This is a genomic window from Acinetobacter sp. ANC 5600, assembly GCF_002018395.1.
Lineage (GTDB): Bacteria > Pseudomonadota > Gammaproteobacteria > Pseudomonadales > Moraxellaceae > Acinetobacter > Acinetobacter amyesii.
Window position 1 is genome coordinate 264267 of record NZ_MVKW01000001.1, and the last position, 13031, is coordinate 277297.

At 39.4% G+C, this 13031-nt stretch carries 15 protein-coding genes and 1 pseudogene; 10 read left to right on the plus strand and 6 right to left on the minus strand.

Annotation, left to right across the window (positions count from 1 at the left end; genetic code table 11):
* The first annotated feature begins 7 nt into the window (after positions 1 to 7).
* Complete coding sequence (locus B1201_RS01360; protein WP_078192020.1) at positions 8 to 931, plus strand: CysB family HTH-type transcriptional regulator; 924 nt, start codon at positions 8 to 10, stop codon at positions 929 to 931.
* A 162-nt stretch (positions 932 to 1093) separates the two neighbouring features.
* Complete coding sequence (locus tag B1201_RS01365) at positions 1094 to 2308, plus strand: OmpP1/FadL family transporter (RefSeq protein WP_228144734.1); 1215 nt, start codon at positions 1094 to 1096, stop codon at positions 2306 to 2308.
* 59 nt (positions 2309 to 2367) lie between these two features.
* On the opposite strand, the gene carO is transcribed toward B1201_RS01365, so the two are convergent.
* Positions 2368 to 3078, minus strand: coding sequence for an ornithine uptake porin CarO (gene carO / locus B1201_RS01370; protein WP_078192021.1), 711 nt, complete (start codon positions 3076 to 3078; stop codon positions 2368 to 2370).
* Positions 3079 to 3452: 374 nt separating this feature from the next.
* Here carO and dapD point away from each other — a divergent pair, with 374 nt between their 5' ends.
* The 5 genes from dapD to B1201_RS01395 all read left to right on the plus strand — a co-directional run bounded on the left by dapD (position 3453) and on the right by B1201_RS01395 (position 6813).
* A complete protein-coding gene (dapD, locus tag B1201_RS01375; protein ID WP_078192022.1) occupies positions 3453 to 4274 on the plus strand; it encodes a 2,3,4,5-tetrahydropyridine-2,6-dicarboxylate N-succinyltransferase in 822 nt (273 codons plus the stop codon).
* A gap of 112 nt (positions 4275 to 4386) precedes the next feature.
* Positions 4387 to 5097, plus strand: coding sequence for a 7-carboxy-7-deazaguanine synthase QueE (gene queE / locus B1201_RS01380; protein ID WP_078192023.1), 711 nt, complete (start codon positions 4387 to 4389; stop codon positions 5095 to 5097).
* A gap of 29 nt (positions 5098 to 5126) precedes the next feature.
* Positions 5127 to 5798, plus strand: coding sequence for a 7-cyano-7-deazaguanine synthase QueC (gene queC / locus B1201_RS01385; protein WP_078190349.1), 672 nt, complete (start codon positions 5127 to 5129; stop codon positions 5796 to 5798).
* A gap of 13 nt (positions 5799 to 5811) precedes the next feature.
* A complete protein-coding gene (locus B1201_RS01390) occupies positions 5812 to 6219 on the plus strand; it encodes a hypothetical protein (protein ID WP_078192024.1) in 408 nt (135 codons plus the stop codon).
* Between the two features lie 135 nt (positions 6220 to 6354).
* Positions 6355 to 6813: a peroxiredoxin gene (locus B1201_RS01395; RefSeq protein ID WP_078192395.1), complete on the plus strand. Its 459-nt coding sequence runs from the start codon at positions 6355 to 6357 to the stop codon at positions 6811 to 6813.
* Positions 6814 to 6872: 59 nt separating this feature from the next.
* Here the strand turns inward: B1201_RS01395 and B1201_RS01400 are convergent, their stop codons facing one another.
* The gene (locus tag B1201_RS01400) at positions 6873 to 7472 is read right to left on the minus strand and encodes a LysE/ArgO family amino acid transporter (protein ID WP_078192025.1); all 600 of its coding nucleotides are present in this window, start codon (positions 7470 to 7472) and stop codon (positions 6873 to 6875) included.
* A gap of 139 nt (positions 7473 to 7611) precedes the next feature.
* Here B1201_RS01400 and B1201_RS01405 point away from each other — a divergent pair, with 139 nt between their 5' ends.
* Positions 7612 to 8499: a LysR family transcriptional regulator ArgP gene (locus B1201_RS01405; protein WP_078192026.1), complete on the plus strand. Its 888-nt coding sequence runs from the start codon at positions 7612 to 7614 to the stop codon at positions 8497 to 8499.
* A gap of 16 nt (positions 8500 to 8515) precedes the next feature.
* On the opposite strand, the gene B1201_RS01410 is transcribed toward B1201_RS01405, so the two are convergent.
* Both B1201_RS01410 and B1201_RS01415 read right to left on the minus strand, forming a co-directional pair.
* Complete coding sequence (locus B1201_RS01410; RefSeq protein WP_078192027.1) at positions 8516 to 9082, minus strand: YceI family protein; 567 nt, start codon at positions 9080 to 9082, stop codon at positions 8516 to 8518.
* An 86-nt stretch (positions 9083 to 9168) separates the two neighbouring features.
* Positions 9169 to 9738 (minus strand): nicotinate-nicotinamide nucleotide adenylyltransferase, encoded by a 570-nt coding sequence (locus B1201_RS01415; RefSeq protein ID WP_078192028.1) that lies wholly within the window; start codon positions 9736 to 9738, stop codon positions 9169 to 9171.
* Between the two features lie 106 nt (positions 9739 to 9844).
* On the opposite strand from B1201_RS01415, the gene B1201_RS01420 reads away from it, so the two are divergent.
* Both B1201_RS01420 and B1201_RS01425 read left to right on the plus strand, forming a co-directional pair.
* Positions 9845 to 10645, plus strand: a complete 801-nt coding sequence (locus tag B1201_RS01420; RefSeq protein WP_078192396.1) for an enoyl-CoA hydratase-related protein — start codon at positions 9845 to 9847, stop codon at positions 10643 to 10645.
* Positions 10646 to 10740: 95 nt separating this feature from the next.
* A complete protein-coding gene (locus B1201_RS01425) occupies positions 10741 to 11514 on the plus strand; it encodes a nitroreductase family protein (protein WP_078192029.1) in 774 nt (257 codons plus the stop codon).
* A 208-nt stretch (positions 11515 to 11722) separates the two neighbouring features.
* Here B1201_RS01425 and B1201_RS01430 read toward each other — a convergent pair whose 3' ends face one another.
* Positions 11723 to 12040, minus strand: coding sequence for an NGG1p interacting factor NIF3 (locus B1201_RS01430; RefSeq protein WP_078192030.1), 318 nt, complete (start codon positions 12038 to 12040; stop codon positions 11723 to 11725).
* Between the two features lie 15 nt (positions 12041 to 12055).
* Positions 12056 to 12936: pseudogene (locus B1201_RS01435) on the minus strand (LysR family transcriptional regulator).
* Between the last annotated feature and the right edge of the window lie 95 nt (positions 12937 to 13031).

Here is a 13031-nt window from a genome sequence, read left to right on the forward strand (position 1 = left end):
TAAAATTATGAATTTCCAACAATTAAGAATTATTCGAGAAACCGTACGTCAGAATTTTAATTTAACAGAAGCATCTGCTGCACTTTACACTTCGCAGTCAGGCGTGAGTAAACACATCAAAGATCTAGAAGATGAACTTGGTGTACAGCTGTTCATCCGTAAAGGTAAACGTTTACTCGGTTTAACCGAACCAGGCCAGTCATTATTGGGTATCGTTGAACGCATGCTTGTAGATGCAGACAATATTAAACGTCTAGCAGATGACTTCAACAAAGTAGATGAAGGGACATTGACGATTGCGACCACACATACGCAAGCACGTTATGTCTTGCCGCCGATTGTGAACCAATTTAAAAAAGAATTTCCAAAAGTTCATCTAATTTTGCAACAAGCAAGCCCTATTGAAATTACAGAAATGCTCCTTCAAGGTGAAGCGGATATCGGGATCGCAACCGAATCATTAACCAATGAAGATAACCTGGCAAGCGTGCCTTACTACAACTGGCAACACAGCATCATTACGCCTAAAGAGCACCCACTGACCCAAAAATCAAATATCACCATTGAAGATTTATCGAACTATCCAATTATTACCTATCACGGTGGTTTTACAGGTCGTTCAAAAATTGATAAAGCCTTTGAAGATTCAGGCTTTGATGTTGATATCGTGATGTCCGCACTTGATGCAGACGTTATTAAAACCTATGTTGAACTTAATATGGGAGTGGGTATTGTCAACGATGTGGCATATGACCCAGAACGAGATTACCGTTTAAAACAAATTCCTACCGATATTTTTGGTGTTAATACCACTTGGATTGCTGTTCGCAAAGGACATTTACTACGCGGTTATGGCTATGAGTTTATTTCTTTATGTTCACCAGATGCTGACATCAAAGCGTTGAAAAAAGTCGCTTACCCAGAAGACTGATAGGCCAATTAACGAATTAAAGAGGACACCTGCTGTCCTCTTTTTTTGGTAAACACATATTTTATCTAGGTTTTCTTGGCTTTATTTTTAATTGTGATTAAAATACATCCAAAACAATAAAAATTAAAACCTCATTACTTCCGACCCATAAGCCAGGACTTTATGAAAAATCAATTCGTCGCAGTGGCAGTCGGTATCGTCTGCCCCATACAAATCATGTATGCAGCAGGGATAGAAAACTCGGATCAATCGATCTCGGCCTTTCTTGAACCCGGAAATTATACTGAAGCCAGTTTCGCTTATGTTGATGCTCAAATTGACGGGAAAGTACAGAACCAAGCTTCAATTAGTGAACTAGGCGTAACTGATTTTTCTACAGGGAATCTCGCCCATCAACAATTTTCTGGGAAATTGGCACTCAAAATTCAAGCACATGAAAATATTTCTGCGGGAGTAATTTATGAGCAACCTTTTCATACTGATATCAGTTATCAATATAGTCCTCGCTTACCAGATAGCTCAAATATCGATATTGAAAGCGCCGATATTAACTTTAGAACGCATAACCTAACTGGACTGGTAGGCTATCAACCCAATAATAATTGGAATATTTATAGCGGTTTAAGCCTACAAACATTTAAAGGTGATTTAAAAATTTCTGGACAACAATATGCTGCTCTCAATGGCTACCATGCCGATTTTAAACAAGATGAAGCGCTTGGTTGGCTGCTCGGATTCAGTTATCAAATCCCTGAATATGCTATTAAAACTAGCCTAACCTATCGTTCAAAAATCAAACATGAAAATAAGACCTCTGAATCAACTTTATATTCAAATGGTCCTTTTCAATTAGTACTTGACACCCATACCTCAATTCAAACGCCACAAAGCGTCAATTTTGATTTTCAAACAGCCATTAGCCCACACAATGTTGTATATGGCACAGTTCGGTGGATTAATTGGAAAGATTTCAACATTCAGCCACCGCAGTTTAATGCCGTGCTTCAATATGCAGCACTCGATCCACAATACCGTGATTTAGCTGATATCCAATTGGTGGAATATCAGAAAGATCAATGGTCAGGAAAGTTAGGGATTGCACATCAATTGAATCCGAGTTGGCTCGCTGCTGCAGAGTTTATTTGGGACAACGGGACAAGAAATGCGGCGTCTACCTTAAACCCAAGTGATGGCTATCGAGGTTTAGGTTTAGGTATGATGCATAAATTTAACCCGAACAATTTTCTAGCGACTGGCCTGTATTATATGACACTCTCAAAACCATCGAATACTGAAACATCTCATATTTCAGGTCTTGCAAGTGTCTCAGACAATGATGCCATGATCTATGGTCTGAAATTTGGTCACAGATTTTAAACGCTTTCTAAAAACAAAAAAACGAGCCGAAGCTCGTTTTTTTTTGTTTCAGTAAGAACTTACCAATGGTAGCTCACACCTACTTTACCTACTGGAAGCCATTCGTATTTGTCATCTTGTTCGATGCTACGTTCATGGTCAGCAAGTAATTCGCGGTCAGCAGGAGTACCACCAACAGCCGTTAATTTTGCAGTTGGGTTACCAGTGTAATAAGCACCTACTTCACCGAATACGCCCCAGTTTTTATTCAATTTTGGTGCAAAACCAAGACCTAGGTATGGTGCGATATCGTTATCGTAAGATACTTTACCGTTTAGACGTTCAAAAGAAGTTTCTTTACCATCAATTTCGATTTCACCGCTTTTCGCTGTAGATTTCAAGCCATATTCAGTGTCGATATAACCTACACCCGCAGCAACATAAAGACCTTGAGCCCATGGATTAGCACTTGCACCCCAAGGACGTACTTCTGCATTTAAGTAACCAACTTTGTTATCCATATCCATGTCGTATTTTACGCCATCTACAGATAAGTCATCTGACCATGAAATATCACCACCGTTATAACCTAAAGCAAGGCCGACGTATGGGTTCGCAGTCCAAAGTAACGCACCACCATAACCAGTCGTACCCACTTCTAGACGAGCGCCAGTTGGGATAAGTTGGTTTTGATCAAATGCATAGCCATCATGAACTACAGAGGTATCTGCCATTGCAGTACCTGCAGCAGTAAGTAGAGCAGCTACTGTTAATAAACGTAATGATTTCATGTGTTTCTCCTCAAAATAAACTGTTATTCAGATTTTACAGACTTGTTATATGGCACATGTTAAAAGGAAACACAGCTCAACATTTATGCAAATTTACTGATTTTTTGTTAACTTTTGATACATTTAGATTTTAATATTGATTAATAAAGATTTTTTGTTTCATTTTTTTAAATATAATAATGATGTTAAGGAACAATTCTGTATATTTTGCGTATTTTTTATACAAACCTTATGAAAATGCTAAATTCATCACTCTTAATTTCTTGGTTTTAGTACTTGCTTAATAATTAATTCCGATCCTAGGCCGATTTACCATCTATTTTTAACTCGATTTAGTGTAAAATCTTGGAAAATTTTTTTCTGGATGGAAGAACATGTCTCAGCTTTCAACAATCATTGAACAAGCGTTTGAAGACCGTGCTAATTTCACTGCAGCTGACTGTCCTGCTGAAGTACGTACAGCAGTAGAAGAAGTGATCGCTGGCCTAGATAACGGTACATTACGTGTTGCTGAAAAAATTGATGGTGAATGGATTGTTCATCAATGGGTGAAAAAAGCCGTTTTGCTTTCATTCAAATTGAACGACAACAAACCAATGGAAGCTTGTGACTTACGCTTCTATGACAAAGTTGACACTAAGTTCTCTGACTGGACTGAAGAACAATTTAAAGCTGCTGGTGTACGTGTAGTACCACCTGCTGTAGCACGTAAAGGTTCTTTCCAAGCAAAAAATGTTGTATTGATGCCTTCATATGTCAATATTGGTGCATATGTTGACGAAGGTACAATGGTTGATACATGGGCAACTGTTGGTTCATGTGCTCAAATTGGTAAAAATGTTCACTTATCTGGTGGCGTTGGTATTGGTGGCGTTCTTGAACCACTTCAAGCGAATCCAACAATTATTGAAGATAACTGCTTCATCGGTGCACGTTCTGAAATCGTTGAAGGCGTAATCGTAGAAGAAGGTTCTGTGATTTCAATGGGTGTATTCATTGGTCAATCGACTAAGATTTATGACCGTGAAACTGGCGAAATCCATTACGGCCGTGTTCCTGCTGGCTCTGTTGTGGTTTCTGGCAGCCTGCCTTCTAAATGCGGTAAATACAGCCTATATGCTGCAGTAATCGTGAAAAAAGTTGACGCGAAAACTCGTGCGAAAACAAGCTTGAACGAATTATTACGCGAAGACTAAGTTTTATTTCAGCGGAGCATTCGTGTTCCGTGGAGCTTCTATCGCTCCTCGTCTCTACGGTTAGCAATAATCGTAGAGATTTTTTGTTTTTTTATATCTGGTTAATTTTGCTATGAATACCCTTCGATCTTCCGCTATTCCTGTTTCTGATCCGTCTGCGGGTTTACGTATTACGGAGATTTTTTATTCATTGCAAGGTGAAGCCAATACCGCAGGTTTGCCTACGGTCTTTATCCGCTTAACGGGCTGTCCGTTACGTTGCACTTATTGTGATACAACCTATTCGTTTGAAGGCGGTGAACGCCAATCATTAGAAGAAATTATTCAAACTACTTTAGATTTTAAAACCCCTTATATTTGCGTGACGGGTGGTGAGCCGCTTGCTCAACCGAACGCCCTTCCCCTCATGACTCGTCTGGCCGATTTAGGCTGCGAAGTCTCTTTAGAAACCAGCGGTGCTTTAGATGTGTCTAAAGTTGACCCACGTGTTTCAAAGGTTATGGATTTAAAAACCCCGACATCGGGTGAAGTTGCACGAAACTTGCTTAGCAACTTCGACCATTTAACAGCGCATGATCAGATCAAATTTGTGATTTGTAATCGTGAAGACTATGAATGGTCAAAACAGCAAGTTGAGCGCTATAAGCTAAACGAAAAGGTCAGCACTATTTGGTTCTCTCCGGCCTTTGCCGTTGAGAAAGGCGCTGTTCGCTTACCTCAGCTTGCACGTGATTTAGCACAATGGATTTTAGAAGACCATCTCCCTGTTCGCTTCCAATTGCAATTACATAAGTTGCTTTGGAACGATGAAACTGGTCGTTAAGTTTTAAAGAATTATTTGGAGTAATGCATATGCGCCCTCGTGCCATAGTTTTATTGTCTGGCGGCTTAGACTCAACCACTTGTTTAGCTTGGGCTCAAGCGCGTTATGAATGTATCGCCTTGAGTTTTATGTATGGTCAACGTTCTACGACAGAACTGGATGCTGCTCGTGAGTTAACTAAGCAGGCTGGTGTAGAACATCGTGTCATTAATATCGATTTAGGTAACTTAGGTGGCTCTGCGTTAACTGACCATAGCATTGAAGTTCCTGATCATGAACAAGCCGGTATTCCTGTAACTTATGTACCAGCGCGTAACACTATTTTCTTGTCATATGCTTTAGCTGCGGCGGAAGTTTTTGGTGCAGAAGCGATTGTCATTGGTATTAATGCAGTTGATTACTCAGGCTATCCAGACTGTCGTCCAGAGTTTATCGAAGCATTTGCCAACATGGCTCGCCTTGCAACAAAGGTTGGCGTTGAAGGAAAACCACTTAAATTTGAAACACCTCTGTTACATTTATCCAAAGCAAATATCATTCGCTTAGGTATAGAACATGGCGTAGACTACAGTCAAACGGTGTCTTGCTATCAAGCAGATGACCAAGGTCGTGCTTGCGGTAAATGCGATAGCTGCCGTCTTCGTAAACAAGGTTTCGTTGACGCAGGTGTTGAAGATCCGACACGTTACATACCGAAATAACAAGGTAGGGTTTATGAAAAATTTAAAATCAAACATTATTCTTTCTGCTGCTTTCTCTGCAGCTGCATTGTTTGCTTCAGTTGCACACGCTGACAACGACAAGCTTCAACAAGCATATAAGAGCACTAACGTAAAATCTTCGTTAATTAATGTTTGTAAAGAAGAAACTGGCAAAGGTAAAAAACTAACTGCCGCTGAAGTTAGCAAATACTGTACTTGTGCTGTTGAAGCAGATGGTCGTTTAACCAATGCTCAAAAATGGGAAATCCAAAGCACAATCAACCAGAAGAAAAGCCCTGCAACACTCGCTTTTGTTCAAAAACAAAATAAAGACCTTCAAGCATGTTTCGGTCCTCAGTTAACAGGTAAATTAAAAAATTTAACTGAAGAAGCAATGAAATCTGCTCAAGCGAAAAAATAATTTTTCGTCTTAAAAAAGCCTGCAATTGCAGGCTTTTTTATTGCTTTAAGTTCAAAGTAAATTCTGTATGATGGTCATATTTCACATACTTTGTTTAAGCCCGTTTAGGGATAAGACATGAAAAAGGAAATCTTCATGACTGAAATTAGCTTACCAAATCAAACCTTTCCAACAACGACTGGTGAAGTCAACCTTGCAGAACTAAATAATGACTGGCTGATCGTCTACTTCTATCCTAAAGATTCAACACCGGGTTGTACGACGCAAGCCATTGGGTTTTCATGCTTAAAAGATCAGTTTGATGCGCTTAATACCCCAATCTACGGCATTTCTCGTGACTCGGTTAAAGCCCATCAAAACTTCACTGAAAAGCAAAATCTAAGCATTGATTTAATCAGTGATAAAGAAGAAGTGCTATGTCAGCATTTTGACGTGATTAAAGAAAAAAATATGTATGGCAAAAAGGTTATGGGCATCGAACGTTCAACCTTTATTTTCCATCATGGCAAGCTGGTAAAAGAATATCGCAAAGTCAAAGCTGCAGGCCATGCAGAACAAGTCTTAGAAGATTTAAAAGCACTACAAGCAGCATAAAAGTAATGATTTGAGCCTGCTCCTATAGGAATGGGCTCAAACTTAATAAGAGCTTCTAACTAGAGCAATAATGAAATTGCAATTCCCCACATCACAACGCCAATAATAAAATCTAAAACTTTCCATGCCTTTGCACTTTGGAAGAGCGGTAATAAATAGCGCGCACCAAATCCGAGGACAAAGAAAAATACCCATGAAGCTGTAATTGCCCCAATCGCAAAATATACGGCTGTCGATTCAAACTTCGTGGAAATAGATCCAATCAGCACAACCGTATCGAGATACACATGTGGATTTAACCACGTTAAAGCCAAGCAAATCAGCACCAACTTCAATAGTTTGGTTTCATTCTTCTCACTGGGCGCTAAACTGCTCGAAGTTTTGAAGGCTTGCAGAAAATGCTGTGCTCCATAAACTGCTAAAAAAGTTGCGCCCAAATATTTCGCAACACTCACAATTTCCGGATAACTCTCAACCAATTGGGAGAATCCGAGTACACCCAATAAGATGAGTATCGAATCAGAAGCTGCGCAAATAGCACAAAGCCAAAAGACATACTGCTTTTTTAACCCCTGCTTGAGAATAAACGCATTTTGCGCACCAATCGCGATAATTAGGCTAAATCCAATTGCGAGCCCTTGCATATAACTGTGCAACATTTTTTAACTACACTTTCAAAGCATTAAATGAATGTTGCTATTATCCAAGCTTATTGTTAAAAATAAGTATTTATAAATAAATATCATTATAACTAAGTTTTTCTTAGTTTATAAAATTTCTAATGCTCATAGGTGACTCATGTTACAAAGCAAACATAGCGAAGCTTTTCTTGCAGTTGCTGAAACAGGAAGCTTTGAACAAGCGGCACTGCGTTTAAACATTACGGCATCTGCGGTCACGCTCAGGCTGCAAACCTTAGAAAAGAAATTAGGTCATGTACTCATTGTGCGTGAACGGCCCTGCCGCCCAACACTCGCAGGCCAATCTTTATTGCATTATCTACAACACAGCAAATTACTAGAACATAATTTTCTGCAAAATCTAACAGGACAAACGGCGAATGCTTTCTATCAAGTCAATATTGCAACCAATGCAGACTCACTTGCGACATGGTTGCTTCCGCTACTCAAAGATCTCTTAATTGAAGAAAAAATCGTGATTCATTTTCAGGTCGATGATCAGTCACAAACACATCATTTATTAGAAGCAGGACTAGTCAATGCCTGTGTCACAACAGAATCGGAAGCCATGAAGGGCTGCATTGCAGAATATCTGGGTGAAATGCATTATCGATTTGTAGCAACCCCTGATTTTATCCAAAGATGGTTCGGTCAAGGCGTGACACGAAATGCCTTAAGGGCTGCGCCTGCACTGATTTTTAATGAGAAAGATGACCTACATACGCAATCGATTCAGAAGAATTTCGGGCTCAATCCTTCACAATATCCGCATCATTTCATTCCCTCTTCAACTGCATTTTTTGATGCCATTACGATGGGCTTGGGCTATGGATGGTTACCCGACTATCAAAGCAAAGACTTATTAGCAGCGGGAAAATTGATAGAGCTTTCAACAGAACTCAGTATTGATTTAGCCTTGTATTGGCATCATTGGAACCAACAATCAATTCAATTACAGAAAATAACTGCTGTTATGCTACAACACGCCAAAGATCATATGTGTTGAAGCCAGCAAAATAGGGTTATTCAATCCGCCATTGGCCTTTGAGCTGTATCAATACTTGCTCACCAACACCACCAAGTGCTTTACGCATACCAAAATCACTACGTTTAATGGTTGCTAAAGATTGAACATCCAACACTTTTGGATTTTGTGGACTAGGGGCAAGTGTGGTATCAAAGATCACAGGTTTAGTGATGCCACGAATGGTGAGATCCCCTCGAATCATATACTTGGCATAAGCGACTGGTTCGATTTGTTTACTGACAAACTTCACTTGCTTAAATTCAGCAGCATCAAAATATTCGCTCCCCAAGATTAATCCTTTCAAGCTTGGGTTACTAAAACTGATGCTATCCACATCTAACACTAAATGCGCTGAACCTTTATGCGGAACTTCAGGATCAAACTTAAGATTCGACTGAACCTTATTAAAGCGTCCTTCAACAATAGATAAGCCCACAGATTTAATGCCAAATGTGACCTGACTATTAGGCGTTAGCGTCCATTCAGCAGCATGTAGGGGAAATACGCAGCATAAAGCGAAGGCTCCCATATATTTTGCTAAAGTTCCGTGACGCAAATTCATGTTTTTCTCCTGAATAAAACACAGCTTAAAATCACTGCAATGTTTATTTTTTTACTCCATTGTGGTGGTAGAAATTTAGCGTTTTTTTATAGCAGATTTGTTTTATCCTGAGTCATAAATTTGTGTTGAAGTTGTTTATAAATGTCTGTCTGTTGAAATTTTTGCAAAAAATCAATGGTACCTTGAGGAAAGGCATCTCGTTCAATTTCACCACGAAAATACGCTTCACGTACTGGTGTCGCAGAAATCGCCCCTTCTAGACTATCCAGCTCAACCATTTTCCACTCGGGGAAGAATTTTAAATAATAAGAAGAATCATCTTTAAAATGCCCGATCAAACCGACTTTTGCATTCGTTTCAACTACATCATCTACCAAAGATTTGACTAACTTTTGCCATTTTTCATCGTTATATACATCAATCACATGCACAAACTTGATTCGCTTCTGATCTTGCTCTGAAAAATTCGACAAGATCATCTGCTCACGTTCTACGGCCAAAAATGGATTTTTGATATTACGTTCATTTTGCGCCGAACCCAGTGCTAAAAGCACATATTGACTTTGTTGCAAGGCAATTTTAATGGTTTGCAAATGCGCTAAATGGAACGGCTGAAAACGCCCAATGAAAACCAAATAATCAAATGTATATTTCATATCAAATCAAACTTTTTATGAACTGAGCAGTTGTGCCACAGGCTGAAATATGCGACATAATGTCGAGCATAAAATCAAAACGAAACTTTTACGCAAGGATAGTACGATGACACTGAGCTGTATTCAACAACCCCATGAACATTTGAATGCGAATTTGGACAATGGCGTACTGACCTTAGCCATTAACCGACCTCAGGCGAAGAACGCGCTGTATACAGAATTATATCTGTGGATTGCAAAAGCATTAGATGAAGCTGATCAAGATACTTCAGTGCGTGTAGTAGTACTCCGTGGTCAAGATGCAGACTTCAGTGCGGGCAATGACATGCAAGATTTTATGAAATCTGCTGCTCAAAAAGGACAAGCTCCAGCTTCAGAAGGCGCACCTTTTATTTTGTTAAAATCTGCTGCTCAATTTTCTAAGCCGCTGATTGCTGCGGTTCGCGGTGTTGCCATTGGGATTGGTGTTACGATTCTGCTTCATTGCGATCTTGTCTACAGCGACAATACTGCCCTATTCCAAATTCCGTTTGTGAGCCTTGGTCTATCGCCTGAAGGTGCATCGAGCAAGCTATTGGTTCAACAAGCCGGCTACCATAAAGCGGCGGAATTACTGTTAACTGCTCAGAAGTTTGATAGTGCGACAGCGCTTTCAGCAAATTTGGTCAATAGCATTGAAGAAGATGCTTATGCGACAGCTGCGAAAAAAGCAGCACAGTTATCTGCACTTCCACTAGCATCTTTGGTTCAATCAAAAGCATTAATGAAACATAATGTAGATGAAATCGTGGCATGGATTGACCATGAAGCTGAAATTTTCATGGATCGAGTAGGCTCTCCAGAAATGATGGAAGCTGTTGCCGCCTTTATGCAAAAACGCAAACCTGACTTCTCTCAGTTCAATTAATGTTTTAATGGAACTAAAAAACCACTCATATTTGGGTGGTTTTTTTCATCTCAGCCCCAATCTATTTTCTAAATTAAAAAACTGGATGTTTCCACATGACTGCAGTATCACAAACTGAAACTAAACCTGAAAAGAAACGCTACTACGAGCCTGCGCCTGAAGGCATCGATATCGAGAATTTTAAAAAAGTTGTACAAAGCCGTCGTTCTGTACGTAAGTTTACCGACAAGGCCATTCCAAACGACGTTTTAGATGAATGCTTAGACCTCGCCTTGCTTGCACCGAATTCATCGAATTTACAACCGTGGACATTCTATGTCGTTCAGAACCCTGCAAAGAAAAAACAATTGGTGAAAGCTTGCTTAGGGCAACTAGCTGCAAAAACTGCTGCTGAATTGATTGTCTGTGTCGCGCGTACCGACCGTGTAGATGAAATGGCAAAACGTAATATTTCCGAATTCCCATTTCCTGAAGCACCTGCAGCTGTGCAGAAATATTACAAGTTTATTCCTTATAACTATAAAACAGGTTACTTCAACGCCTTAGGTAACTTTAAGAAAGTAGCTTTCAAAGTAGCACGTACACTGGATAAACAATTGCCTGTAACAGCTTTTAATGAAGCAGATGCAAAACTTTGGGCGAGCAAAACTACAGCATTGGCTTGTGAAAACTTAGTTTTGGCTTTACGCGCCTATGGTTTTGACAGTTGTATGATGGAAGGTTTTGATGAACCTTTGGTGAAGAAGATTTTAGGATTAAATGCTCAGCAATACCCAGTGATGGTGATTGGTGCAGGTGAACGTGCTAAAGATGGTGTGTTCTTCCCGCAGTATCGTTTTGACCGTGATTTATTTATTCAGAAGGTTTAACTTGCTTTCAATTGAATACTCACAACCTCAATTAGCTACGTGACTTTAGTGTATAACGCGTAGGTATTACGTTACTTTGAAGGATCAAAGTAACCAAAATCCCTTGTTAGACAGAAGATTCATCCTTGAATCTCTGTCTAACGGGTTACATCCATGTCACCCTTCGTGTATCTACTTTTTTCTATAACTTAAAAATTTAAAAGCATCATTAAAATTGAATATCCACCATTTGAATAAACTCAAATGCTGGCTCTTCATAAGGATGACTTACTTTTAAAGCCCTTGCGACCTCACTCGCTTTATCTTCAGGCACTATGGTTTCCACACGCCATTCAGGGATAGATTCAAGCTGATCCAACTCACCTATAAAAGGATTTGCGCCTTTTACAGGTTTAAATTGCCCCTTCCCTAAAACTTGCCACGCGCAGTGTTCATAGTTGCCTATACCGCCTGCTCCTGCTTCAAATACGGCCAGTTTAGTCGACTCTAAGTGAGACTCAGGTACATAATAAATCAGTTTTAACATTGGTTATTCCAGACGCTATTGTGCAGTTACATTATTTAAAGCACTGTAAATCATTTTCAATGCAACATTATTCGATGCATTCGGATAGGTTGCATATAAACCTAGTTTCGGTAATTCCACATCTGTTTGAATGACTTTAACCGAATCATTTAAAAACTTGAGTAAATATTCGGGCACAAAACTCAGGCCCATGCCCATATTAATCAAATTTAAATGCTGCATGACATTGGTCACCCACAGCATATGATCATGTTGTTGCTGATCAAAAGGAATCAAGGCATTTAAGGTATCGTAAAACACAGGAGAAGCATTTTGCTCACACATAATAATGGTGTGATTTTTTAATTCTTGAAGTTTTAAGATTCGATCTGATGGATGCAGATGCGCTGCACCGACTAGATAGATCTGCTCACTTAAAACCTGAATATTGGTAAAGTCGTCATGACTTAAGTGATATCGCGTAAAACTAATATCCAATTCAGTATTTTTAAGTTTTTGAATCTGCTCTGTACACGTCAAGCTATGTAAATGAATTTTTAAATCAGGGATATGTTGTTTTAATTGCGCCAAAATACTCGGCATAATTTTCAATTCTGCGACATTTAAAAAGCCAATATGTATTTGGTTATTTTTAGCTTGCGCCACGTGGCGAGCTGCAGCTACAGCTTGTTTGGCATTTTGAATTGCTTGCTCGGCATATTTGAGAAAAGCCTGCCCTTCATCGGTCAGTAAGACTTTTCGGGCAGAACGTTCAAATAATTGCACCCAACCTCTTGCTCTAAGTATTTAATTTGCTGACTGAGTGATGGTTGTGCTGTAAATAGTTTTTCCGCTGCCTTGGTAAAGCTCTGTTCTTTCGCCACCGTCACAAAATAACGTAAATGTCGTAATTCCATTCGCTTCACTCCACACACTCACTACATCACCTGTGTCATGCAGTCATAATACCAATAGATCTATAGTTTATATGAATATCCATTCTACTCGGAAA